The sequence below is a fragment of the Azonexus sp. IMCC34842 genome (assembly GCF_050368855.1).
Lineage (GTDB): Bacteria > Pseudomonadota > Gammaproteobacteria > Burkholderiales > Rhodocyclaceae > Azonexus > Azonexus denitrificans_A.
In genome coordinates this window covers 1,265,568-1,289,073 of the sequence record NZ_CP178449.1, presented here as the reverse complement: position 1 = coordinate 1,289,073, position 23,506 = coordinate 1,265,568, and the positions used below count along the sequence as shown (strand labels likewise).

The 23,506-nt window shown below is 62.8% G+C and carries 19 protein-coding genes; 8 read left to right on the top strand and 11 right to left on the bottom strand.

Annotation, left to right across the window (positions count from 1 at the left end; translation table 11 throughout):
* Positions 1–60: 60 nt before the first annotated feature.
* On the bottom strand, positions 61–3,666 hold the full coding sequence (gene putA, locus ACLIKD_RS06085) for a bifunctional proline dehydrogenase/L-glutamate gamma-semialdehyde dehydrogenase PutA (protein WP_428827585.1): 3,606 nt from the start codon (positions 3,664–3,666) through the stop codon (positions 61–63).
* Positions 3,667–3,836: 170 nt separating this feature from the next.
* On the opposite strand from putA, the gene ACLIKD_RS06080 reads away from it, so the two are divergent.
* Positions 3,837–4,973: an alanine--glyoxylate aminotransferase family protein gene (locus ACLIKD_RS06080; protein ID WP_428827584.1), complete on the top strand. Its 1,137-nt coding sequence runs from the start codon at positions 3,837–3,839 to the stop codon at positions 4,971–4,973.
* A gap of 121 nt (positions 4,974–5,094) precedes the next feature.
* Positions 5,095–5,223, top strand: coding sequence for a hypothetical protein (locus tag ACLIKD_RS06075; RefSeq protein ID WP_428827583.1), 129 nt, complete (start codon positions 5,095–5,097; stop codon positions 5,221–5,223).
* 48 nt (positions 5,224–5,271) lie between these two features.
* Here the strand turns inward: ACLIKD_RS06075 and ACLIKD_RS06070 are convergent, their stop codons facing one another.
* Together ACLIKD_RS06070 and ACLIKD_RS06065 are read right to left on the bottom strand one after the other, a co-directional pair.
* Positions 5,272–6,006, bottom strand: coding sequence for a S1 family peptidase (locus ACLIKD_RS06070; protein WP_428827582.1), 735 nt, complete (start codon positions 6,004–6,006; stop codon positions 5,272–5,274).
* A 126-nt stretch (positions 6,007–6,132) separates the two neighbouring features.
* Positions 6,133–6,912, bottom strand: coding sequence for a DUF1684 domain-containing protein (locus ACLIKD_RS06065; RefSeq protein WP_428827581.1), 780 nt, complete (start codon positions 6,910–6,912; stop codon positions 6,133–6,135).
* Positions 6,913–7,003: 91 nt separating this feature from the next.
* Here ACLIKD_RS06065 and ACLIKD_RS06060 point away from each other — a divergent pair, with 91 nt between their 5' ends.
* Positions 7,004–7,303: a DUF2502 domain-containing protein gene (locus ACLIKD_RS06060; RefSeq protein WP_226473018.1), complete on the top strand. Its 300-nt coding sequence runs from the start codon at positions 7,004–7,006 to the stop codon at positions 7,301–7,303.
* 65 nt (positions 7,304–7,368) lie between these two features.
* Here ACLIKD_RS06060 and clpB read toward each other — a convergent pair whose 3' ends face one another.
* A complete protein-coding gene (clpB, locus tag ACLIKD_RS06055; RefSeq protein ID WP_428827580.1) occupies positions 7,369–9,951 on the bottom strand; it encodes an ATP-dependent chaperone ClpB in 2,583 nt (860 codons plus the stop codon).
* Positions 9,952–10,133: 182 nt separating this feature from the next.
* Here clpB and ACLIKD_RS06050 point away from each other — a divergent pair, with 182 nt between their 5' ends.
* Positions 10,134–11,768: a methyl-accepting chemotaxis protein gene (locus ACLIKD_RS06050; protein WP_428827579.1), complete on the top strand. Its 1,635-nt coding sequence runs from the start codon at positions 10,134–10,136 to the stop codon at positions 11,766–11,768.
* Positions 11,769–12,192: 424 nt separating this feature from the next.
* Positions 12,193–13,857: a hybrid sensor histidine kinase/response regulator gene (locus ACLIKD_RS06045; RefSeq protein WP_428827578.1), complete on the top strand. Its 1,665-nt coding sequence runs from the start codon at positions 12,193–12,195 to the stop codon at positions 13,855–13,857.
* Between the two features lie 13 nt (positions 13,858–13,870).
* Here ACLIKD_RS06045 and moaE read toward each other — a convergent pair whose 3' ends face one another.
* The 3 genes from moaE to ACLIKD_RS06030 all read right to left on the bottom strand — a co-directional run bounded on the left by moaE (position 13,871) and on the right by ACLIKD_RS06030 (position 16,739).
* Complete coding sequence (gene moaE, locus ACLIKD_RS06040; protein WP_428827577.1) at positions 13,871–14,338, bottom strand: molybdopterin synthase catalytic subunit MoaE; 468 nt, start codon at positions 14,336–14,338, stop codon at positions 13,871–13,873.
* 2 nt (positions 14,339–14,340) lie between these two features.
* The gene (locus ACLIKD_RS06035; RefSeq protein WP_226419406.1) at positions 14,341–15,915 is read right to left on the bottom strand and encodes a peptide chain release factor 3; all 1,575 of its coding nucleotides are present in this window, start codon (positions 15,913–15,915) and stop codon (positions 14,341–14,343) included.
* An 86-nt stretch (positions 15,916–16,001) separates the two neighbouring features.
* Positions 16,002–16,739 carry a DUF2189 domain-containing protein gene (locus ACLIKD_RS06030; RefSeq protein ID WP_428827576.1) on the bottom strand — a complete coding sequence of 246 codons (738 nt, stop codon included), beginning with the start codon at positions 16,737–16,739 and terminating at the stop codon, positions 16,002–16,004.
* Between the two features lie 136 nt (positions 16,740–16,875).
* Between ACLIKD_RS06030 and ACLIKD_RS06025 the strand changes: the two genes are divergently transcribed.
* Entirely contained in the window at positions 16,876–18,633 is a 1,758-nt protein-coding gene (locus tag ACLIKD_RS06025) for a diguanylate cyclase (RefSeq protein WP_428827575.1), read from the top strand.
* A gap of 37 nt (positions 18,634–18,670) precedes the next feature.
* Here the strand turns inward: ACLIKD_RS06025 and cowN are convergent, their stop codons facing one another.
* From cowN to ACLIKD_RS06005, 4 genes are all read right to left on the bottom strand, one after another.
* Complete coding sequence (gene cowN, locus ACLIKD_RS06020) at positions 18,671–18,988, bottom strand: N(2)-fixation sustaining protein CowN (RefSeq protein WP_226473011.1); 318 nt, start codon at positions 18,986–18,988, stop codon at positions 18,671–18,673.
* Positions 18,989–19,019: 31 nt separating this feature from the next.
* On the bottom strand, positions 19,020–19,673 hold the full coding sequence (locus tag ACLIKD_RS06015; protein ID WP_428827574.1) for a Crp/Fnr family transcriptional regulator: 654 nt from the start codon (positions 19,671–19,673) through the stop codon (positions 19,020–19,022).
* A gap of 164 nt (positions 19,674–19,837) precedes the next feature.
* Positions 19,838–20,686, bottom strand: coding sequence for a D-hexose-6-phosphate mutarotase (locus ACLIKD_RS06010; protein WP_428827573.1), 849 nt, complete (start codon positions 20,684–20,686; stop codon positions 19,838–19,840).
* Entirely contained in the window at positions 20,670–21,020 is a 351-nt protein-coding gene (locus tag ACLIKD_RS06005) for a DUF3301 domain-containing protein (RefSeq protein WP_226419400.1), read from the bottom strand. Before ACLIKD_RS06005 ends, ACLIKD_RS06010 begins: the two co-directional genes overlap by 17 nt.
* A 43-nt stretch (positions 21,021–21,063) precedes the next feature.
* On the opposite strand from ACLIKD_RS06005, the gene ACLIKD_RS06000 reads away from it, so the two are divergent.
* Together ACLIKD_RS06000 and ACLIKD_RS05995 are read left to right on the top strand one after the other, a co-directional pair.
* The gene (locus ACLIKD_RS06000) at positions 21,064–22,635 is read left to right on the top strand and encodes a hypothetical protein (RefSeq protein ID WP_428827572.1); all 1,572 of its coding nucleotides are present in this window, start codon (positions 21,064–21,066) and stop codon (positions 22,633–22,635) included.
* 10 nt (positions 22,636–22,645) lie between these two features.
* A complete protein-coding gene (locus ACLIKD_RS05995; protein WP_226473006.1) occupies positions 22,646–23,491 on the top strand; it encodes a 23S rRNA (adenine(2030)-N(6))-methyltransferase RlmJ in 846 nt (281 codons plus the stop codon).
* Positions 23,492–23,506 lie beyond the last annotated feature (15 nt).

Sequence of the window (23,506 nt, the reverse complement as noted above, 5' to 3'; positions counted from 1 at the left end):
GACCCTAGCTTTTCGCGGAAAAAGCAGGAAGGCGGCTCGGCTGTCCATCGCGTTCTCCGCTCAGCCGCCCAGGCTCATCAAGGTCGCATTGCCACCAGCCGCCGTCGTATTCACACTGACAACGCGTTCGCTCAACATCCGGAATAACGGGTACCGCTGACGATCGTCCGCCCGATAGACGGCAATCAGCGCCCCCGGCTGACTTGCCAAACGCTGGCGCAAGCCGCTTTCATCGGGCCCCGTTCCAGCCAACAACACCCCCGCGATGCCACGAAAATCGCCGGGCTGGCGCCACCGAATATCCTTGGCGAGTGCAGCCGGCAAACCGGCCAGCAGCTTTCGGCAATAAGCCGTGTCCAGCACGCCAACCGTGTTGCCGGTAGCCTGCACCGCGGCGATCTGGCCGAGCAAGGCTTGTTCCTGATCGGCCAGGCACAACAACACGCCGCGCGGCGCGAAATGCACCGTGTTCCGCTCCCCGGTCGGGCCGGGCAAGTCAAGCCGGGTGTGGCGCAGCGTCAAGGCGGCGTATTCGGCGCACAGCGAAGCCAACTCGGGATGACCGGCCACCATCAGCCATTCGCTCAGGCAATCGAGCGCCGAATCGCCGGCGACGGAACGGCCGCCGATCTCGGCCGGGGCGACCTGCAGACTGCCCGCCAGCCGATGCAGATAGAGCGGTCCGCCGGCCTTCGGCCCGGTGCCCGACAAGCCCTCGCCGCCGAAGGGCTGGACGCCGACCACCGCCCCGACCATGTTGCGATTGACGTAGATGTTGCCGACCCTAGACTGGATGCCGATCGACTGCACCGCCGCGTCGATCCGGCTATGCACGCCGAGCGTCAGCCCGTAGCCGCTGGCATTGATCGCGTCAAGCAGGGCATCGAGTTGCTGGCCGGCAAAACGCAGCACATGGACGACCGGCCCGAAGACTTCGCCGGGCAGATCGGCCAGCGAATCGATCTCGATCAACGTCGGCGACACGAAGCTGCCAGCGAGGCAGTCGGCCGGCAGCGGCAAGTCGAAGACCGGTCGGCCGATACTGCGCATCCGGGCGATGTGGCTGAGCAAGGCCCGCCGTGCCGGATCATCGATAACCGGCCCGATATCGGTGGCCAGATGCAGCGGATTGCCAATCGTGAGCTGCTGCATGGCGGCCTGCAGTTGGCCCATTACGCGCCCGGCGATATCGTGCTGCAGGCACAGGACGCGTAGCGCCGAACAGCGCTGGCCGGCGCTGTCGAAGCCGGAGACCAGGACATCCTGGACGACCTGCTCGGGCAGCGCCGAGGAATCGACGATCATCGCATTCAGGCCGCCGGTCTCGGCAATCAGCCGGACGCCGGGGCGGTTGGCGATGCTCTGGTTGATCAAGCGCGCCACCTCGGTTGACCCGGTAAAGACCACCGAACGGACCCGTTGGTCGGCGGTCAGTATCGCCCCGACCGTTTCGCCCCGGCCAGGCAGAAACTGCAGCACGTCGAGCGGAATGCCCGCCTGATGCAGCAGTTCGATGGCGAAGCCGGCAATCAGCGGCGTCTGCTCGGCCGGCTTGGCGAGAACCGGGCTACCGGCAGCCAGGGCGGCACTGACTTCGCCGACAAAAATGGCCAACGGAAAATTCCACGGGCTGATGCAAACCGCCGGGCCGGGCGGCTCGCCGGCCACCGAAAAATGGCCCGCCAGCAACTGTTGGCCGTAGTAACGACAGAAATCGACGGCCTCGCGCACCTCGGCCAGGGCATTACCCCAGGTTTTGCCGGCTTCGCGGATGGCCAGGCTGATCAAGGGCACGCGATTGGCCTCGAACAGATCGGCGGCGCGCCACAGCGCTGCGGCACGCGCGGCGGGCGGCGTCTGCGCCCAGCGCGGGGCAGCGACCGCGGCATTGGACAAGGCCTGCTCGACGGTTGCCGCATCGGCCTCGATCACGTGACCGACGACATCGTGGCGATCCGCCGGGTTGCGCACCGGCAGATCGGCACACGCCTGGCTGCTGCTTGCGCCAGTGACCAGCGGCGCAGCCGACCAGCGTTTGTCGGCAAGCGCGGCCAGGGCCTTTGCCAGCCCGGCGATGCTTGCTTCATCGGCCAGATCGACGCCGGCCGAATTGACCCGACCGTTCCCATACAGCTCGGCCGGCAGCGGAATCTTCGGGTGACGCGTCGGGCCGGTGCGGCGAACTTGCTGCAACGGATCTTCGACCAGTTCATCGATCGACACCGTCGGGTCGACGAGGCGATGGACGAAGGAACTGTTCGCCCCGTTCTCGAGCAACCGGCGAACCAGATAGGGCAACAGCGTCCGGTGGCTGCCGACCGGTGCATAGATGCGGCAACGGCGGCCCAGTCCAGCCGGCCCCACCACCTTGTCGTACAAGGGTTCGCCCATGCCGTGCAGGCATTGGAATTCGTAGTCCTCGACACCGCGGTCACCAGCCATCAACACGATGCTGGCCAGCGTCTGGGCATTGTGCGTGGCGAATTGTGGATAGATCGCATCCGGTGCAGCGAGCAGGCGGCGGGCGCACACCAGATAGGCCAGGTCGGTATGAGCCTTGCGCGTATAAACCGGGTAATCGGCCAGACCGTCGACCTGGGCACGCTTGATCTCGCTGTCCCAATAGGCCCCCTTGACCAGGCGCACCATCAGGCGCCGGCCGCTGCTCCGGGCCAGATCGACCAGCCAGTCGATGACGAAGGGACAGCGTTTCTGATAGGCCTGAACGACGAAGCCGAGGCCGGGCCAGTCGGCCAGCTCGGGATCGGCGGCCAGCGCTTCGAGCAGATCGAGGGAAAGCTCCAGTCGCTCGGCCTCTTCGGCGTCGATGTTGAAGCCGATACCGTAGTGCCGGGCGAGCAGCATCAAGCCCTTCAGACGCGGCAGCAGTTCGGCCATCACCCGTTCGCGCTGGCTGCGCCCATAACGCGGATGCAGCGCCGACAACTTCACCGAAATCCCCGGTCCGGCGTGCACGCCCCGCCCGCCGCTGGCCTGACCGATGGCTTCGATCGCCGTCTGATAGGCGCGGCAGTAATTTTCGGCATCGTCTGCAGTCAGCGCCGCTTCGCCGAGCATGTCGAAGGAATGGGTGTAACCGCGCCGTTCGTTGTCGATACTGCGCTGCAGCGCCGCGGCAATGCTCTCGCCGAGCACGAACTGCTGACCGAGCAGACGCATGGCGAAATTGATGCTTTTCCGAATCAGCGGTTCGCCGCCCCGCCGCAACAAGCGGCTCAGCGCCTCGCCCAGTTCGCCATGCGGCTGGCTGGCGAGCAACTGGCCGGTGAGCAGCATGCCCCAGGTCGCGGCATTGACGAACAGCGACGAACTGCCGCCCAGGTGCGATCGCCAGTCGCCATGGCTTATCTTGTCGCGGATCAGGCGGTCCACCGTCGCACTGTCGGGAATGCGCAACAGCGCTTCTGCCAGACACATCAAGGCGACGCCTTCCTGGCTGGACAGCGCAAATTCCTGCATCAGGTGGTCGACCCCACTCGCCCGGCTGCGCTGTCGGCGCACCGCTTCGACCAGTTGGCGCGCCAGCGCCTGAATGGCGGGCTGATCACCAGGAATCTTCTCCTGCTCATCGACCAGAGCGGCGACGCAGAGCGCTTCGTCGCGCCGACAGGCTTGCCGGATTGATCCGCGAAGATTCGTTGCCATGATCTTGCCTCGCCGCTGTTTGCCAGACCTCAAGAATATGCCTCGGCCGCGAAAAGGCTACAAGCTTGCCCACTCCGCCGCCGCCATCGACTAGCGTGCCGTCATCGCTTCGGTTTATGCTGGCCGCCACGCGCCAGCTGCGTGATCGAACAATCAAACGGAGAGACAACGTGCCCGCCCTGCTACCCCAACCCGATCCCCAAGGCCTGCTCGAATACTCGGTGGTCTATACCGACCGCGCCCTGAATCACATGTCGCAACGCTTTCAGGGGGTGATGACCGACATCTCGCGGATCCTGAAAAAAGTCTATAACGCCAGGTCGGCGGTGATCGTGCCCGGCAGCGGCACTTTCGGCATGGAGGCGGTGGCCCGCCAGTTCGCGACTGGCAAGAAAGTCCTTGTCATCCGCAACGGCTGGTTCAGCTTCCGCTGGACGCAAATTTTCGAGGTCGGCCAGATTCCCTCGGAGAGCATCGTCCTCAAGGCCCGCCAGGTCGGCATGGGCGCCCAGGCGCCGTTCGCCCCGGTGCCGATCGAAGAGGTGGTCGCCGCCATCCACGCCCACAAGCCGGACGTCGTCTTTGCCCCGCATGTCGAAACCGCCTCCGGCATGATCTTGCCCGACGACTATCTGCGCGCCGTCGGTGCCGCCGTGCAGGCGGTGGATGGCCTGTTCGTGCTCGATTGCGTGGCCTCCGGCACGATCTGGGTCGACATGGCGGCCAACCATGTCGATCTGCTGATCAGCGCCCCGCAAAAAGGCTGGAGCGCCCCACCTTGCGCAGCGCTGATCGCGCTCGGCGAACGCGCCCGGGCACGCATCGACGCGACAACCAGCAGCAGTTTTGCCTGCGATCTGAAAAAGTGGCTGGCGATCATGGAGGTCTTCGAGAACGGCAGCCACGCTTACCACGCGACCATGCCGACCGACGCCTTGGCCACTTTGCGCGACGTCATGCTGGAAACCGAAGCCTACGGTTTCGCCAAGGTCTGCCAGGAACAATGGGAACTCGGCCGCCGCATCCGCCAGCTGCTCGTCGCCAAGGGCTTCCCCAGCGTCGCCGCCGAAGGCTTCCAGGCCCCCGGCGTGGTCGTTAGCTACACCACCGATCCGGACATCCAGTCGGGCAAGAAATTCCTCGCCGCCGGCCTGCAGACCGCCGCCGGCGTTCCGCTGCAATGCGACGAACCGGACACTTTCCGGACCTTCCGGGTCGGCCTGTTCGGTCTGGACAAACTGCATAACCCGGAGCGCACCGTGAACAATTTCGCCGCGGCGCTGGCGACCGTCCTCGACCAAGCCTGAGCCGGCCAAAAGGCAGGCGGCGAAGCAGCGCTGCCTGATTCAATGGCGGCGCTGGTCTTCCTGGCGCATCGGCCTATACTGAAACGACGCCGCATTTGTCGACGCACCAAGGAGCAAGATCATGGGCAAGACCAAACACAGCACCAAGGAAGTGAAGAAACAGCCGGCGTTGACCCCGAAGGAAAAGAAAGCGGTCAAACAGGTCAAGAAACACGCCAGCGAAGCCGTTTATCCGCTGATTACCCGCTAACCCGGCTCCCCGTCGCCACCCCGCAGCAGCGGGCATGGCGACGCGTCATCATTGCTTGGTCAGCGTCATCAGGATGTCGGCGTACCAGGCGCAGTTCAGGCCAAGCGCCTCGTCGAGCTTGAGGTCGCGCGTACCGACATCGAGGCGTGACGAATGGATGCCGAGCAACATCCACGGCAGATCGCCAAGCCCCTTCTGATCGTTGCCGGGAACGCGCATGACGACCGGCGCCCCACTGGTTCCCCGGTGCGTTCGCGCATCGGTCAGGAAATAGCCCTCGCCCTGGAAACGCAGGCCGAATGACGAGGCCAGCACGGCATGCCGAACGACCGGCATATGGTGCAGCGTGTCGTGAAAGCCGAGCGGAAAACCAACGACCAGCAAGGACGAACCGATCTCGACCGGATCGTTCGGACCGATCAGATGCTGCGGCGTGAAAGCCCGGTAAACGGCAGTCGGCGGCAGCGCCGAACGTTCGATCTCGATCACCGCCACATCGATCTCGCCGGACGTGTCGAGTCCCTGGCGCCAAATGCCTTTGCCGTTGCGATACAGCGGAATCGAGAAACCGATCGACTTGGCCATATTGTCGGGGTCGATATGCAGCTCGACCTCGATGCGGTCGGGAAAATGCTTGCTCGGCTTGTCATACATCACGTGGCGGCTGGTCACCACAAACAGGCGTCCATCACGCTCGAAGAACAGGCCACTAGCGTTGGTGAGCAGTCGTTGTCGCTCGAACGTGCAGACACGCGCGGCAGAGAGCAGTAGGGGTTCGATCATCGGAAGGCAACCGGAAAAAGTGGAAGGGTTTCCTCCTGAGCGTTACTCAAGCGGCCCTGACACACTACAGCAAAAGCCCGGCGGATGTCGGTACGCGACAACACACTCGTTGGCCAGACGATCGGCCTATGCCGGCTTTAACCATTTTTTCTCGCCCGCCGGGACGGCAAACGGCAACCAGTTCTCGGGCGGTGGCAGCGGGCAGGTGGCAAAAGGTGTAAAAGCACAGGGCGGATTGTAGGCACGATTGAAATCGAGGGTCAGTTTGCCATCGAGCGGACCAGACGTTTTCAGGAAGCGCCCGGCGCCATACGTTTCCCGGCCACTGCTGCGATCGCGAAAGACAAAGAACACCTCCTGGTCACTAACCGCCATCGGCAACAAGCTGACCATCTGGCCGGCCAGCTCGAAAACGGCGCGATGTGCCACGCTGACCGTTTTCAGCTCGCCGCTGACGTTCGGCACCTCCATGGTCAGCGGCGGATCGATTGCCTGCCATGCCGCGACGATCTGCCAGCTACGGTCGAACGGAAAATAGTCGAGGCCAGCGAAAGGCGCTTTGGCGGCCCAGTTGCGGTCCCTGAGGCGGACGGCCAACTGGCCATCGCGATCAACGACGAAAAATGACAGATTTTCAAAATCGACTATTGTCGGCGCGCCATGCCGATCGGTCGCCAACGCCACTTCCGGGCCACCAGCGGGCTGCCAGACGACACGCCCGTCCGCCCAGGACAAATCGCCGAGCAGCTCGGGGCCGTGGGGCAAGACAACCGTTGCCGTCGCCGCGCGGCCGACCGGATTGCGGCCCGGCTGCAGCCAGAACAGGCCGACTAGTCCAAGCCAACTGTCCGGCGAGCTCAACTCGGCATGGCGCTCGATTTGCCAACGTTTCAGGTCATCCGACATTTTTTACATTCCGACAGGGTTGATTCGAACGATAATCCGCCATTCATGCATGAGGTGATCCACCTGCACGTTTTTTTCGAGGAAATTGCGAATGAAAAAACTTCTTCTGGCTGCGCTGCTAGCCGCTTCACCACTCTTTGCCCATGCCGTCGATATCAATGTCGATATCGGCAGTGTTCGCGTCCAGACCCCCGGCGCCACCATCACCTTCGGCAGCCGCAACGACCGTGGCTATTACTGGGACGGCTACGACTGGCGCGATCAAGACTACTGGCGACAGCATAACGGCCCGCGCGGCGAAAAATACTACACCGGCCGGGGCAACAAGGGCGTCCCCCATCAGGGTGGCGGCCACTGCCCGCCGGGCCAGGCCAAGAAGGGCAACTGCTAAGCTCTTCCAGCCAAAAAAATGGCGGCCCCCTGCGGTTCCGCCATTTTCATTTCAACGTCAGGCGATCAAGCCTTGCTGAATCGCATGATGCCGTTTTCGCAGGCGACGCGTATCGTGTCCTTGGCGGCGAACTTCCCTTCCAGGATGGCCTTGGCCAGCGGATTCTCGATCTGTTGCTGGATCGCCCGCTTCAACGGCCGCGCCCCGAACACCGGGTCGAAACCGGCCTGGGCCAGTTCGACCAGCGCGCTGTCGTCGACGACAATGCCCATGTCGAGCTGAGCCAGCCGCTTTTCGAGATAGCCGAGCTGGATCTTCGCGATGCCGGCGATGTGCTTTTCGTCGAGGGCATGGAAGACCACCACTTCATCGATCCGGTTGATGAACTCCGGCCGGAAGTAGCTCTTGACCTCACCCATCACCGCCACCTTGATCACCCCGTAGTCGTCGCCGGCCATCTGCTGGATCATCTGGCTACCGAGGTTGGAGGTCATCACGATCACCGTGTTCTTGAAATCGACAGTACGCCCCTGGCCATCGGTCATCCGGCCATCGTCCAGGACCTGCAGCAGCACGTTGAAGACATCCGGGTGCGCCTTTTCGACCTCGTCGAGCAGAATCACGCTGTACGGCTTGCGGCGCACCGCCTCGGTCAGGTAACCGCCCTCTTCGTAGCCGACGTAACCCGGCGGCGCGCCGATCAGGCGGGCGACCGAGTGCTTCTCCATGAACTCGCTCATGTCGATGCGGATCAGGTGATCCTCGGCATCGAACATGAACTCGGCCAGCGCCTTGCACAGTTCGGTCTTGCCGACGCCGGTCGGGCCGAGGAAGAGGAAGGAGCCATACGGCCGGTTCGGATCGGACAGACCGGCCCGTGAGCGACGAATGGCGTCGCCGACCAGCCGGACAGCCTCGTCCTGGCCGACCACCCGCTTGTGCAGCCGTTCTTCCATATGCAACAGTTTTTCGCGTTCGCCCTGCATCATCTTGCTGACCGGGATGCCGGTCGCCCGGCTGACCACCTCGGCGATTTCCTCGGCCCCGACCTGGGTGCGCAGCAGCTTGTTCTTTTTTTGCTCGCCGTCACCGGCCTTCTCGGCCACCTTCAACTGGGCTTCGAGTTGCGGCAGCTTGCCGTATTGCAGTTCGGCCACCTTGTCGAGTTTGCCTTCACGCTGCAGTTTGGCGAGATCGGCCTTGAGCTTGTCGATTTCTTCCTTGATATGGGCGGAACCCTGAACCTGGGCCTTTTCGGCCTTCCAGACTTCTTCCAGATCGGAATAATCCTTGGACAGCTTGGCGATTTCGTCCTCGATCAGCCCGAAACGCTTCTTCGACGCTTCATCCTTTTCCTTCTTGACCGCTTCGCGCTCGATCTTCAGCTGGATGATGCGACGGTCGAGCTTGTCCATCGATTCCGGCTTGGAGTCGATTTCCATTTTGATCTTGGCGGCGGCTTCGTCGATCAGGTCGATCGCCTTGTCGGGCAGGAAACGGTCGGTGATGTAGCGATGGCTCAACTCGGCGGCCGCGACGATGGCCGGGTCGGTGATATCGACGCCGTGGTGCAGTTCGTACTTCTCCTGCAGACCGCGCAGGATGGCGATGGTGCTTTCGACGCTCGGCTCCTCGACCAGCACTTTCTGGAAACGGCGTTCGAGCGCCGCATCCTTCTCGATGTACTTGCGGTATTCGTTGAGCGTCGTCGCGCCGATGCAGTGCAGTTCGCCACGCGCCAGGGCCGGCTTCAGCATGTTGCCGGCGTCGATGGCACCCTCGGCCTTGCCGGCCCCGACCATGGTATGCAGTTCGTCGATGAACAGGATGATCCGGCCTTCGTCCTGCGAGACTTCCTTAAGCACCGCCTTGAGGCGTTCCTCGAATTCGCCGCGGTACTTGGCGCCGGCCAGCAGGCCGGCCATGTCGAGGACCAGAACCTTCTTGCCCTTCAGGGTTTCCGGCACTTCATCGTTGATGATGCGCTGGGCCAGACCTTCGACGATCGCCGTCTTGCCGACCCCCGGCTCGCCGATCAGTACCGGGTTGTTCTTGGTCCGCCGTTGCAGGATCTGGATGGCCCGGCGGATCTCGTCGTCGCGGCCGATCACCGGGTCGAGCTTGCCTTGGGCGGCGCGCTCGGTTAGGTCGATGCAGTATTTCTTCAGGGCTTCGCGCTGGCCTTCGGCCTCCTGCGAATCGACGCCCTGCCCGCCGCGCACGGCCATGATCGCCGCCTCCAGCGCTTTGCGGCTGACGCCGTGCTGCTTGGCCAGGCGACCGGTTTCGTTCTTGTCCTCACACAGGGCGAGCAGGAACATTTCGCTGGCGATGAACTCGTCGCCGCGCTTTTGCGCTTCCTTGTCGGTCAGATTGAGCAGATTGGTCAGATCGCGGCCGATCGACACCTCGCCACCATGGCCGGAAACCTGCGGCAGACGCTTCAGCGCACCTTCCAGATCGTTGCGCAAGGCCGGGACATTGACCCCTGCGCGGGCCAGCAACGAGGTCGTGCCGCCATCGTCCTGATTGATCAGGGCGAGCAGCAGATGTTGCGGTTCAATGAACTGCTGGTCGCCGCCGATGGCCAGACTCTGGGCATCGGACAGCGCCTGCTGGAATTTGGTGGTTAATTTATCGAGTCGCATCTGACTGTCCTCCTGGGCAAATTTTTGATACCCGGTAGATGAGGACGGATCGGAAATTTTCAACCGCGACCGGGATTCGATTCAAACACTCGAAACAGCTTGTGGAAAAAATAGTATTCTTGAAAAGTGGCAAGAGCTATAAATATCCACTTTAGCGATACTGCATTTCTGGGGGCAAGACAATGAACACCGAAGGATTTACCTTGCGCGGCAAGCTTGTCGCCATGACGACGGCAACAATCGTGGCACTGATCGTGCTGTTTGCCGTTCTCCTGATCAATGGCAAGAGCCAGATGCTGGGCGACCGCAAGGACAAGGTCCGCAATCTCGTCGAGGTTGCCCAAACGACGGTCGGCCACTTCGAGAAAGAAGCACGTGAAGGTCGAATTAGCGTCGAAGACGCGAAAAAAGCTGCCCTCGATGCCGTCAGGGCAATGCGCTACGACAAGAACGAGTACTTCTGGATTAACGACATGAATGACCTGATGGTCATGCATCCGATCAAGCCGGACCTCGACGGCAAAAAACTGGATCAATTGAAAGACAAGAACGGAAAATTCTTCTTTCTGGAATTCAATGCGATGGTCAAGTCGCAAGGCTCGGGCTTCGTGGACTATCTCTGGCCCAAGCCGGGTTCCGACGAAGGCGTTCCGAAGATTTCCTTCGTATCGGGTTTCCAGCCATGGGGCTGGGTGATCGGCTCGGGTATCTATATCGATGACGTCGATGCCAAGTTCCGTACCGATGCCATCACCTTGGTGCTCTGGGGGCTGGGCATCGGCGGCTTCATCTCGATTTCCCTGCTGCTGCTGTCGCGCAACATCATCAAGACGCTGGGTGGCGACCCCGTTGTCGCATCCAGCATCACCCAGCGCATCGCCAGCGGCGATCTGGCGACCCCGATCAATTGCGAACCAGGCGACACCACCAGCCTGCTGGCCAACATCAGTACGATGCAGGACACGCTGCGCAGCATGATTGGCACCATCACCGGCAACGCCGAGCAGGTGGCCAGCGCTGCCAGCCAGTTGCTGCATGCCTCCGAGTCGGTGGCCGACCGGGCCCGCCAGCAAAGCGATGCGGCCTCCTCGATGGCGGCCTCGGTCGAGGAAATGTCGGTCAGCATCGACCAGGTGCGGGACAACGCGCAGGAAGCCCACAGCATTTCACAGGAATCCGGCACCATTTCCCAGCAAGGCGCCGGCATCATTCATGGCGCGGCGACCGAAATGCGCAAGATTTCCGAAGCGGTTCAGTCCTCCTCGGAAATCGTTGAGGATCTTGGCCGCCAGTCCGACCAGATCACCTCGATAGTCAATACCATCAAGGAAATTGCCGACCAGACCAACCTGCTGGCCCTGAATGCGGCCATTGAGGCGGCCCGGGCCGGCGAACAGGGGCGCGGCTTCGCAGTGGTCGCCGACGAAGTGCGCAAGCTGGCCGAACGAACCAGCTTGTCGACCACCGAAATTGCCACGATGGTCTCCAAGATCCAGAGCGGCACCCGCAGCGCGGTGGCCAGCATGCAGGCCGGCGTCGTCCAGGTCAGCAATGGCGTCGAGTTGGCGAACCAGGCGGGCGATTCGATCAATCGCATCCGTGACGGAGCCGAACAGGTAACGCGCGTGGTCAACGGAATTTCCGACTCGATCCGCGAGCAAAGCACGGCAGGCAGCGATATTGCCCAAAAACTGGAAACCATCGCCCAGATGTCGGAAGAAAGCGCGGTCGCCGTCAAACACACGGCCGAAGCTGCCCGCCACCTGCAATCGCTCTCGGTATCGCTGCACCAGGCTGTCGCCCAGTTCAAAACCTGATTCTGGCGTCTTCACTGCCAGGGGGGGCATTTCCGGATCCAATCCGGGAATGCCCCCCGATTTTTTTGGCGCGTCCAGGATAGCCCGAGTAGGCCTTGCCTTGGGTCAATGTCATAAAAACTGCCCGGCCTCAGGCCCTTTGCTGCAAAATATGCAATCGATGGACAATAACCCGACCCGGACGGTACCAATCGATTGCCGCACCCCGCACCTGTAACCAGAGGCTAACCAAGGGAGTCCGATCGAGTTGCCGGGCTGGAGAAATCCTCAACAAAGCACGCTGGATGGTGGAAAAAAAGCAAAGCAAACCACACTGAACAAGCCTGCATCGCCCACCCGGAATTGCCACTTGCCGGCAAGCTGCACCGGGTGAAGAAGAAGAGTACGGCGAGCAAGGACCGGGGGTGAAGAAGGACGAAATGCCATGAAAAAAAATCCGGACATTGCCGCAAGGTCACTGGCGCTGCGCCGCCTGGCAGAAGAGCGCGCGACAAAGGATGAGCAAGAAACAGAAGATGGCACAAGCAACGTTTCGGCGCTGCTGCACGAACTGCGCGTGCATAAAATCGAACTGGAAATGCAGAACGAGGCATTGCGCGAAAGCTACAATCAAGCCGAAGCTGCCCTGGCGCGGTACACCGACCTCTACGATTTCGCACCAATCGGCTATGTGACACTGAGCCGCGACGGCAAGATTCAACAGATCAATCTGGCCGGCGCCCGCCTGCTCGGCCTGGGCCGTTCGAAACTGGTCAACAAGAGTTTCGCGCTGTTCATCGACGAAGCCAGTCGGCCGACTTTCGCCGGATTCCTCAACGCCGTATGGGCCAGCCCGACCAAACAAGTCAGCGAGATCACCATACCGTCGCTGGAAGAGCAGCCGGCCCGGGTCATACAAGTCAAAGCCATTCGCGATGAAACGGGACAGGAGTATCGCCTCCTGCTGACGGACATCACCGCCACCAAGCAAACGGAAACCTCGCTGAAACAGGCCATGGCCGATGCCGAGCGGGCCAATTGCGCCAAATCGCGCTTCCTCGCGGCCGCCAGTCACGACCTGCGGCAACCGCTGGCTGGACTGGCGCTCTACATTGCCGCGCTTGAACACAAACTGGGCGCGAGCGACCAACAACTGGTCAGCGGCATGAAGAATTGTGCCGCGACACTGAGCGAAATGCTCTCGCACCTGCTCGACCTGTCGAAACTCGAAGCCGGCGTGGTCATCCCGAAAGTCTGCGATTTCGAACTCGACGCCTTGCTCAAACGGGTGGTTTCCTCCTACGGCCCCGAAGCCCGGGCCAAAGGACTCAAATTGCGCCATACCCGCTTCGGCCTGACCGGGCGCACCGATCCGGTACTGTTCCAGCGCATTGTCGGAAACCTGGTCGATAACGCCATCCGCTACACCGCGCAGGGCGGCGTCCTGATCGGCTGCAAGCGGCGCCAGGGAAAAATGTGGCTAGAGGTCTGGGATACCGGCATAGGCATTCCGGCCGACAAGACAGGCGAGATTTTTGAGGAATTCAAGCAACTCGACAACCGGGAGCGCAACAGCACCAAGGGAAGTGGCCTGGGGCTGGCGATCGTCACCAAGATGGCCAGCTTGCTGGGGCTGCAAATCAACCTCTGTTCACGCCTCGGCAAAGGCTCCGTATTCGCCGTCGAGTTGCCGCTGGGCGAAGCAGCCAAGCCGGCGCCCCCGGGGCAAGAGCCGCATGTTCCCTTGACGATCGGCGTGGTCGACGACAATGCCGAACTGGTCAAGGCACTGACCTACGCCTTGGCCGAAATCGGCCACCAGGTCATTTCAGCGCCCTCCGGCGGCGAACTATTGGCTCGCCTCGGCGGGAATCCGCCGAACCTGATCATTTCCGACTATCGGCTGGCCGGGAACGAAGATGGCTTCAACGTCATAGCGACGCTACGCAAGAATTTCGGCAGCCAGTTGCCGGCGCTGATCATTACCGGCGATACCGATCCGCAAGTGATTCGCCGCATGGCCAGGAAACAGATCGTCGTTCTGCACAAACCGCTCAGCCTCGATGTCCTGCGGACGCGGATTGCCGAACTGACCAGGGCCGTTGCGTAGGCGCCGGAGCCCGTCAGTCGGCCAGCGGCGGATTCTGCCAGCGCGCCGCCGCGCTGTCGTCGCTCTCACGGGCATCGACCCAGTGCGCGCCATCCGGTGTGACTTCGCGCTTCCAGAACGGGGCGCGGGTCTTCAGGTAGTCCATGATGAATTCGCAGGCGGCGAAGGCTTCGCCACGGTGCGCGCTAGTCACGGCGACCAGGACGATCTGGTCGCAGGGCTTGAGCGGACCGACGCGGTGGATGACCAGCGCGTCGTAGAGCGCCCAGCGGCTTCGTGCCTCGACGAGGATTTCCTCGAGCGCCTTCTCGGTCATGCCCGGGTAGTGCTCCAGGGTCATTTCCGAAACGCCGGCCCCAGCGTTGATGTCGCGCACCAGTCCGACAAAGCTGGCCAGCGCGCCGACCCGGGCGTCGCCGGCGCGCAGCGCGGCAAGCTCGACACCGAGGTCGAAATCGGCTTCCTGGACCCGGACAGTCATGGTCAGATCACCTCGCGCGCCTCGACGAAGCGCAGATTGGGATATTTCTCTTTGACCATGTTCAGGTAGACATTGTTCGGCGCCAGATAGACCGGGTCGTCGGCCCCATCAAGGGCGACGTTGGCGCTGTAACGTTCCGACAGCTGGCGCAGTTCGAGCGGGTCGCCGTGAATCCAGCGTGCCGTCGAACAGTTGTAGCTCTCGAAAATGACCTGGACGCCGTATTCATGTTCCAGCCGGCTGGCCACCACGTCGAACTGCAGCGTGCCGACCGCGCCGAGAATCAGGTCGTTGCCGGACATCGGCCGGAACAACTGGGTCGCGCCCTCCTCGGCCAGTTGCTGCAAGCCTTTCTGCAACTGCTTGATCTTCAGCGGGTTGGCGATGCGTGCCAGGCGGAAGTGTTCCGGCGCGAAGGACGGAATGCCGGTGAAGCGCAGGTCTTCGCCTTCGGTGAAGGTTTCGCCGAGGCGGATGGTGCCGTGGTTCGGAATGCCGATAATGTCGCCCGGCCAGGCTTCGTCGGTGGTCGAGCGGTCGCGGGCCATGAAGGTGATGGCGTTGTTGACCGAGAGGAACTTGCCGCCGGCCCCCTGCTTTATTTTCATGCCGCGCTCGAAGCGGCCCGAGCAGACGCGCAGGAAAGCGATGCGGTCGCGGTGCTTGGGGTCCATGTTGGCCTGGATCTTGAACACGAAACCGGAAAATTTCGGCTCGTTCGGTTCGACGCTGCGCGACACCGCCGGCCGGGCGATCGGCGCCGGCGACAGATCGACGACGGCGTCGAGCAGGCTCTGCACGCCGAAGTTATTGACCGCCGAACCGAAGAACACCGGCGACTGCTTGCCCGACAGATAGGCGTCGGCATCGAAGGCATGCGAAGCGCCGCGCACCAGTTCGATGTCGGTGCGCAATTCGTCGGCCTGCGAGCCGATCAGCTCATCGAGGCGCGGATTGTCGAGGCCCTGGATGATCTCGGCCGTGCCCTTTTCGGCCTGCGGGTCGAAGAAGCTGATGGCGTCGTCGTAGAGGTGATAGACGCCGCGAAAACGCTTGCCCATGCCGATCGGCCAGGTCATTGGAGCGCACTGGATGCCGAGCACCGACTCGATTTCGTCGAGCAGGTCGATCGGCTCCTTGCCTTCGCGGTCAAGCTTGTTGATGAAGGTCAGGATCGGCGTGTCGCGCATGCGGCAGACGTTGAGCAGCTTGATCGTCTGCGCTTCGACGCCATTCACCGAGTCGATGACCATGGTTGCCGAGTCGACGGCGGTCAACGTCCGGTAGGTGTCTTCCGAGAAGTCCTCATGGCCCGGCGTGTCGAGCAGGTTGATCATGCATTCGCGGTACGGGAACTGCATCACCGACGAGGTCACCGAGATGCCGCGCTGCTTTTCCAGTTCCATCCAGTCCGAGGTCGCGTGGCGCGAAGCCTTGCGTGCCCGGACCTCGCCGGCCACCTGGATGGCGCCGCCGAACCACAGCAGTTTTTCGGTCAGCGTGGTTTTACCGGCATCGGGGTGGGAAATGATGGCGAAGGTACGGCGGCGGAAGATTTCCTGGTCGAGCTGGGTCACGGTAGGCTGGGCGAAAACGGAAAGGTCGCAATTATACCGTCGCCACCCCGGCTGACGGCGCCCGGCCCGCGAAGCAACCGTAGATCTCAGGCGCCCGGCAACACCTGGCGGTAGAGCGCCCGGCTGGCAAAGGCCAGCCACGGCAGGGTCAAGGACAGCACCGGCAGCAGCAGGATGCTGCCGATGATGACGCAGGCCAGCACAGCGGCCCACAGCATGGCGAGCGGAAAATTGGCGAAAACGATCCGCACGCTGAGCGCCACCGCCTCGACCAGACCGGCCCGACGCTCGCAGAGCAAGGGTACCGAGAATGCCGAAACGCAGAACAGCATCAACGCCACGACGAAACCCGACACCGCCGCCCATTTGACGAACCGCAACAGGTCATCGGCGAACGGCACGAGGTCGGTCAGCCATACTGGGGACTGGCCGAGCATGTAGGCATAGAGAATGGTCGCATCGGTGACGAAGATCATGAACAACAAGCCGCAGACCAGGGCCAGCACCCAGAGCGCAGCCGGTGCCGTACTGAATCCGGCGAGCACGGCAGCCGGCCGCACTTGGCCATCGCCTTCGAAAGCTTGGGCAATACCGAAGAATCCAGCCAGGATGACCGGCCCGAGCAGCATGAAGGCCCCTGCGGCAACAATCACGAAGGGCAGCAAGCCCTGGGCCAGCAGACCACCGATGATCACCGCCCCGGCCAGCACAAACACCAGCGAAAAGGTGACAGCGACGGCCCGCGTCGCCATGGTCATCCGCCAGCCGACGGCAAGGGCGTGGCGCAGGCTGTAAAGAGTGAGCGGTTGGGGATGCAGCGCCATGGCAACAGTCGTTCGAGTCGAATCGGCCCAGACTAGCTGAAGGCCGCCGGCGGCGCCCTAACGCAGATCAAAACGGCGCCGGCCGGGCGGCAAAAAATGGTGTCGTACCGCGGATTAGGACGTTATCCTGCATACCATGTCGGACGCCATCGTTCAAACTTCGCCGCAACGCCAACCTCAAGCCCGGCCGGTCCTGTCCTGGGCCGGCTGGCTGGCGCTGTTCTGGCTGCTGCTGATGCACGGTGCCCAGGCCCAGGTTCATCCGCTCGAGACCTTGCCGACCGAACCGCTCGGGCGCTGGATGAACATCCTGATCGAAAGCGGCCCGCCGTTGAGCATCAAGGAGGCCCTTCAGCAACAACGCCAGGGCGCCTTTCAGCCGGGCGACAGCGACGTCGCCAAGTTCGGCATTGCCGCCAAGCCGGTCTGGCTGCATCTTGCCGTCGGCAACAATCAAGCACTCCCGGCCAAGCGCCGGCTGGAGATCGAGATTTCCTGGCTCGACCGTATCGAGCTCTATCAGGTGCACGGCAACCAGCTGGTAGCCCAATCGATCGCCGGCGATGCCAACACCGCGCACCGCTCGCCGCTCGCCGGACTCGGCTATGTTTTCGATCTCACCTTGCCGCCCGGGCGCAGCGATATTTTTCTCCGGGTAGCGACGCCCGATCCGCTGGTCGTCCCCGTCCGGCTACTCGATACCGCCCAGGCAGAAGCCTTGCAGCTCCAGTACGACTACGGCTACGGCGTGCTTTACGGCTTCCTGCTCGCCCTGATCGCCTACAACGCGATGCTCTTCATCGGCCTGCGCGAACGCAGCTATCTCGACTACACGCTTTATCTCGGCAGCTTCGTGTTGCTCCACCTGGGTTACACCGGCCATGCCTACGTCTGGCTGTGGCCCCAGCAAACCTCTTTCCAGCAATACGCCATCCCGCTGCTGATGGTGATCTTCAGTTGTTTCGGCCTGCGCTTCGCCAGCGGCTTCCTGAATCTGCGCCAGCACGCTCCGGTCGCCCGTCGGCTGGTGCATTGGCAGGTCACGCTCGGGCTGATCCTGATTTTCTCGACGGTCGCCATGCAACGCCAGCAGGACACCGTGCTCGTCGCCTTTCTGTTCGTTTTGCTGTTTTCGGTGGTCATGGTCTGGCTCGGGATTATCACCATCCGACATGGACGGATTGCCGGCCGCTACTTTCTCGCCGCGGCGCTGACCACGATGCTCGGCACCTCGGTCACCGCCCTGGCGGTCTGGCACGGCCTGCCCTATACCTCGATCTCCTTCCATGCCGCGGGCTGGGGGGTCGTCATTGAAGGCATTCTGCTCGCCCTTGCCCTCGCCTATCGGATGCGCCAGCACCAGCAGGCCCGCCAGCAAGCCGAGCAACTGGCCAGCACTGACCCGCTGACCGGCCTGCTCAACCGCCGCGCTTTCTTCGAGCATGCCGGGCCGGTCTGGAGTACGGCCTTGCGCAGCAACCGCCACTTGTCGGTGCTGATGGCCGACATCGACCATTTCAAGGAAATCAACGACGGCTATGGTCATGCGATGGGCGACAAGGTGCTCGCCGAAATCTCGCGGCTGCTCGCCGCCGCCTGCCGCAGCGGCGACATCGCCGCTCGCTGGGGAGGCGAGGAATTCGTTCTGCTGCTGCCGGAAACCGATGCCGCCCAGGCTTGCCAGCTGGCCGAGCGGCTGCGCGGCGAAATCGAATGCTTGAAATTCGGCTCGGCCGGTCAAGGATTCAGGCTATCGGCCAGTTTCGGCATCGCCCAACTCGGCGATCACGAATCGCTCGACAAACTGATCCACGATGCCGACGCCTGGCTGTACCGGGCCAAGCAGACCGGGCGCAACCGCGTCGCCAGCAACTGGCAACCGAGCCACGCCTGATTACCCGGCTGCCAGGCCAGTCAGCCGGCCGGAAAGTTCAGCAGCACTCCTCTTCGACCTGCGTCAGCAAAGCCAGCGCGGCTTCGTCAGCGCACTCCTCGAAAAACTCGCGAATCTGGTTGATATGGGAATGGACGAGAAACAGATCGTCCGGCACCGGCCCGCTCCGCGGCTGGCGCTTGGCCATGAAATAAGTCCAGAACGGCTGGGCCTGGCCGGCCGCCTGCATGTTGCGTTCGATGCAGGCCATGACCCGGCGGGCGTTGCCGTCGCAGTCCAGTCCGTCAAAGCTGATGTAACGGTCTGTCTTCCGCTGGCAACCGCAGTCCGCTGGCAAAGTCCGATTCGCTTCCATGATCTATCCTTGAATGAAACATGGCCGGACTTTAGCGACCGGCGCCGGCCATGTCCGTCGGCTGGCCGACACTAGCGGGACAGTGCACGGCCAGCGCGGCCAGCGAACGGACGCGCAACGCCCGCCGGCCCCGGCGCTCCAGGATGCCTTCGCGCTCCCATTGATTGATCAGCGAAGACACCGTCTGCCGGGTCGTGCCGAGCAGGCTGGCGATATCCTCCATGCCGAGATCGAGCGGAATCAACCAGCCGTCGTCGGTCATCTGGCCACGCCGATTGGCCAGACCGAGCAGGAAGCGGGCGAGGCGCGCCGGTACTTCGCGGAAGGCGAGATCCTCGATCAGGTTGACGGCATTCGCCAGCAGGCGGCCGAGCACCCGCATCATGACCGGCGTGACCGAGGGATCGACCGCCAAGCGGCGGGCGAAGGCGGCGGTTGGCATCACCCAGAGCGTCGTCGGCAGAACCGCCTCGACATAGGTCGGCGTATGGGTGGTGTAGATATCGCCCGGTTCGAGATAGCTCAGGCTGAGTTCGCGACTCTCGCCGGCCAGATAGACCCGCAAGCGTCCGCTGCCGACGACGAAAACCTGATCCCGCCCGCCCGAGGGCGTCGAGAACAGGCAGCCTTTGGCCAGTTCGCGGGCGGCGAAGCCGGCCAGCAAGCCATCCGGTATCGGCGGCATGCTGGCCGGCTTCGGCTCTCCAGAAAGCGGGATGTGGTGTGCGTTCTCCATACCTGCAGGCAAGCAAGAGCAAGACCATACCAAACCGCCAGACAATCAATGGCTTGGCAAACAAGCGCACGTCGGCTTTACGACAATTTACGGCCGGCCGACTGGCCGACCGCTCAGATGGCGACCAGCGTCTGCCGCCCGTACCATTCCTCGCCGGCCGGCAGCGTGATCGGGTGCTGGGCAATCGCCGCCTCGACACAGAGCATGTGGCGCCAGCCGTCGGCAGGCATGTCGCTCATCCCGGCGCACAGTTCGACCCACGGATTCCACACCACGACGTCGGGAAAGCCTTGCGCCTGGATAGCCAGGCTGAGATTCGCGGCGCGCAGAATTTGCGGCTTATTGACGTCGTAGTAGACGCGATCGACGACATCCTCGACGAGCAGTTCGGCCGCGCTGTCGAAGACCATCCGGTCGCCATTCGCCGCGTCGCGGTAGGCATGGCCGGAAAGCCCCTCGAGCGCGGCATCCTCGACCTGAACCAGGCGCAGATAGGAATGCAATGCGCCGGTGAAGCTGAACGGCACGCCACCGGTGTTGGTCACGCAGAACTCGACGTCGATGCGATCGGCTTCGAGCATCAGCGTGATTTCCGCCTGGAAGGGATGCGGCCAGAGGGCGCGCGTCGCTTCGTCATCGGCTATTTCCAGCGTAATCAGCGCGAAATCGTCGCCGCAACGTTCGGTGCTCACCGACCATGGGCGAGTCCGGACAAAGCCATGCTTGGGCAAATTGCCCAAATTGGAAAACTGCGGAAAACAGACCGGGATGCCGCCACGGATGGCGACGCTGCCGTCGAATACGGCCTGGTCGGAAAGGAAGAGATGTTCCCGGCCATCCGGCGTCACCCAGGACAGAACCTGCGCGCCGAGCTTGCTGATGATCGCGCTGGAGCCACGCGGGCCATTCAGGCGAAAGGCTTCGATGCCGTGAAATTCAATTGCTTCAATGGAAGGTTTCATTTTTTTCCGGTGCCTTGGGCACCACGTAGAGGTGGGGGCGGAGATGCAGGAACTCGACCTGGCTGCCGAGCAAGGTCACGCTGCCGGCGCTGCGATCATTGCCGGTATCGCTGTATTCGAAGGCATAGACGCGACGCAGCTTGAGCTGACCGTCGTCGTCGCGGGCCAGGCTGAATGAACGCCCGACGACCGTTTCGTCGAGGAACTGCAAGCCCTCGTCGGCGCAGGCCTGCTGCACGGCACGAACGCCGACTTCCCGCGCCTTGAGGGTGTCGAGCCAGAGCCAGATGCCGCCCGCCAACAGGGCGAGAGCCAGTAATTCGTAGATATCCATGGCGCAAGTATACGTAAGAGCGCGATTTCACCGCAGAATTTGCATGAATATGCGGGATAATGCGAATGTCACTTCATTATCCCCGTCGATGGACTCCCCGCTGCAACTGATCCGCGATTTGCTCCCCTTCAGTCAACCGCATGCCGACAGCAAGGCGACGGCGGATTTCCGGACGCAATTGCTGACGACCAGCGGCCTCTCGCCACTCGAGCTGGTCAGAAAACTGGGGAGCGCGGTCTTGCCGTCGATCAGCCGCCAGGCCGATCCGCAGTTGCGCTTCAGTCAACTGGAAGAAATGCGTCAGGAAGCCGAACGCGCCTTGCCGAGCCTGGAGCAGGAAATCGGGCAAGCCGTCCTGCCGCTGCCCAGGGCCGCAACCAGCGCCGCGATCAACGCCGACAACCTGCTCAAGGGCATGGCCCAGGCCTACGCCGGCATTGCCCACGATATCCTCGAACACCATCACGGCGCGGGTCTCAACCAGCTGCTCCACCGGGCGATTCAGCGGGCGCTGGCACTGCTTTCCCGCCGGCAACTGCTGGCCTACCGGGCCTATACCGCGCCGTCCGCCGCCTCCTGGCAGATGCTGCACGCCCTCTACCGGATGGCCTGCGACCCGCTGGCCAAGCCGCTCAACGGGGAAACGGCACCGATCGAGCATGAATATCTCGGCGCCCTGCTCTTCGCCTATCTCGAACCGGCCAAGCTGCCCCGCCCGCAGCTCGACCTAATTCACGCCTGCACCTGGCAACTGGCAGCCTACGCAGTGGTGGCCGAGGCATCGCCGGAAATCCTCAATAGCCGGCGCGCCGAGTCCTGCTTTCTGGTTTGCCCCGACACCGGCTGTCCGGGCCAGCCGCTGAGTCGGCTGTCTTCCGACCTGCCGGAGAGCGGCTGCCTGATCATCGACTGCACCCAGGTGCTGGCGGCGCTCGACCGCAATCTCGCCCGCCAGCCCGGCAAAGCGGTCCAGCCCGACCTCGAGATCAGCCCGCTGCTCTTGCACAGCCTGCGCGTTGCCGTCGGCGGCCGCAATGCCCGCCGCTTCAGCCGCAGCAAGTTCAAGCCGCGGGCCGACCTGGTCGGCGGACTCGACGAGGTGATCGCCTTCCTCGACGGCAACGCCTTCTCGCGCCGCGCCCTGGACGCCGATTGCCGCCACGACGGCAAGACCTTCAAGACCAGCGAATGGTCGCTGATCGACGAAAGCCCGGACGGCTTCCTTATCCGCTTCGTCAATGGCGAAAAATGCCGGATCGGCGCCGGCGCCGTCGTCGCGCTACAACCGCGCGAATCGAGCCGGATTCACGTCTGCCTGGTGCGCCGGGTAAGCGCCAGCAATACCCGGCTCGAACTCGGTCTGCAACTGCTCTCGCCGCAGGTCAGCATCGTCGAACTGCCGAGCGAAAAGGCGGCCAGCCTGCGCGCCATTTTCCTGCACAGCCTGCCGGCCTATGGCAGGTTTTCCGGCCTGATCGCACCGCCCGGCCGGCTCGTCGCCAGGCAACGGGTCACCTTCAATACTGCCGGCCGGACTCTTCATCGACAAATCGGGAAATGCATAGAAGCCAACGAAGGGCTAGAATTCGTAGCCCTCGACCCGCTTCCGGATTAATTCCCGCTCAATGCTCAGCTACCGCCATGCCTTTCACGCCGGCAATCATGCCGACGTGCTGAAACACATCATCCTGATCCAGATCGCCGAATACATGGGCGAAAAGCCCGCCCCGTTCTGGATTATCGACACCCATGCGGGTGCCGGGCGCTACGCACTGGAATCGGCCCACGCCACCAAGCTGGCCGAATACAAGGATGGCGTCGGCCGCCTGTGGGGCCAGAAGGGTCTGCCGCCGGCGGCCGTGGTCTATCTCGAGTTCGTCAAGATGCTCAACCCGGACGACCAGCTGCGCTACTACCCGGGTTCACCATGGCTGGCCAGCCAGTTGATGCGGGAAAGCGACCGGCTGCGGCTCTATGAACTGCACAGCACCGACGTCAAGCTGCTGCAGGAATGTTTCAAGACCGCCGGGCGCGAGGTAGCGATCACTGCGGGCGACGGTTTCGCCGGGCTGAAGGCCATCCTGCCGCCACCGCCCCGCCGGGCGCTGGTCCTGATCGACCCTTCCTACGAAACCCGGGACGATTACAGCAATGTCGTCAAAGGCCTGCAGGAAGCCCTGAAACGCTTCCCGACCGGAACTTACGCGGTGTGGTACCCGATGCTCTCCAAGCTCGAATCGCGCAAGTTGCCGGCCAAGCTGAAAGGCCTGGGTGCCGAGAACTGGCTGCACGTCTCGCTGGAAGTCAGCGCGCCGTCGAAAGACGGCTACGGCATGAACGGCAGCGGCATGTTCATCATCAACCCGCCGTGGACGCTGGAAAAGAAAATGCACGAAACCCTGCCCAAGCTGACCGCCCTGCTGGCCCAGGGCGAGGGCGCGAAATACACGGTGGAAAGCGAGTCGAGCTGAAGGCTCGCCACCCTG

Coding starts and splice junctions, on each gene's coding strand:
- putA (WP_428827585.1), bottom strand. CDS start 3,666: ATGGCAACGAATCTTCGCGGATCAATCCGGCAAGCCTGTCGGCGCGAC.
- ACLIKD_RS06075 (WP_428827583.1), top strand. CDS start 5,095: ATGGGCAAGACCAAACACAGCACCAAGGAAGTGAAGAAACAGCCGGCG.
- ACLIKD_RS06070 (WP_428827582.1), bottom strand. CDS start 6,006: ATGATCGAACCCCTACTGCTCTCTGCCGCGCGTGTCTGCACGTTCGAG.
- ACLIKD_RS06065 (WP_428827581.1), bottom strand. CDS start 6,912: ATGTCGGATGACCTGAAACGTTGGCAAATCGAGCGCCATGCCGAGTTG.
- ACLIKD_RS06060 (WP_226473018.1), top strand. CDS start 7,004: ATGAAAAAACTTCTTCTGGCTGCGCTGCTAGCCGCTTCACCACTCTTT.
- clpB (WP_428827580.1), bottom strand. CDS start 9,951: ATGCGACTCGATAAATTAACCACCAAATTCCAGCAGGCGCTGTCCGAT.
- ACLIKD_RS06050 (WP_428827579.1), top strand. CDS start 10,134: ATGAACACCGAAGGATTTACCTTGCGCGGCAAGCTTGTCGCCATGACG.
- ACLIKD_RS06045 (WP_428827578.1), top strand. CDS start 12,193: ATGAAAAAAAATCCGGACATTGCCGCAAGGTCACTGGCGCTGCGCCGC.
- moaE (WP_428827577.1), bottom strand. CDS start 14,338: ATGACTGTCCGGGTCCAGGAAGCCGATTTCGACCTCGGTGTCGAGCTT.
- ACLIKD_RS06030 (WP_428827576.1), bottom strand. CDS start 16,739: ATGGCGCTGCATCCCCAACCGCTCACTCTTTACAGCCTGCGCCACGCC.
- ACLIKD_RS06025 (WP_428827575.1), top strand. CDS start 16,876: ATGTCGGACGCCATCGTTCAAACTTCGCCGCAACGCCAACCTCAAGCC.
- cowN (WP_226473011.1), bottom strand. CDS start 18,988: ATGGAAGCGAATCGGACTTTGCCAGCGGACTGCGGTTGCCAGCGGAAG.
- ACLIKD_RS06015 (WP_428827574.1), bottom strand. CDS start 19,673: ATGCCGCCGATACCGGATGGCTTGCTGGCCGGCTTCGCCGCCCGCGAA.
- ACLIKD_RS06010 (WP_428827573.1), bottom strand. CDS start 20,686: ATGAAACCTTCCATTGAAGCAATTGAATTTCACGGCATCGAAGCCTTT.
- ACLIKD_RS06005 (WP_226419400.1), bottom strand. CDS start 21,020: ATGGATATCTACGAATTACTGGCTCTCGCCCTGTTGGCGGGCGGCATC.
- ACLIKD_RS06000 (WP_428827572.1), top strand. CDS start 21,064: ATGAATATGCGGGATAATGCGAATGTCACTTCATTATCCCCGTCGATG.
- ACLIKD_RS05995 (WP_226473006.1), top strand. CDS start 22,646: ATGCTCAGCTACCGCCATGCCTTTCACGCCGGCAATCATGCCGACGTG.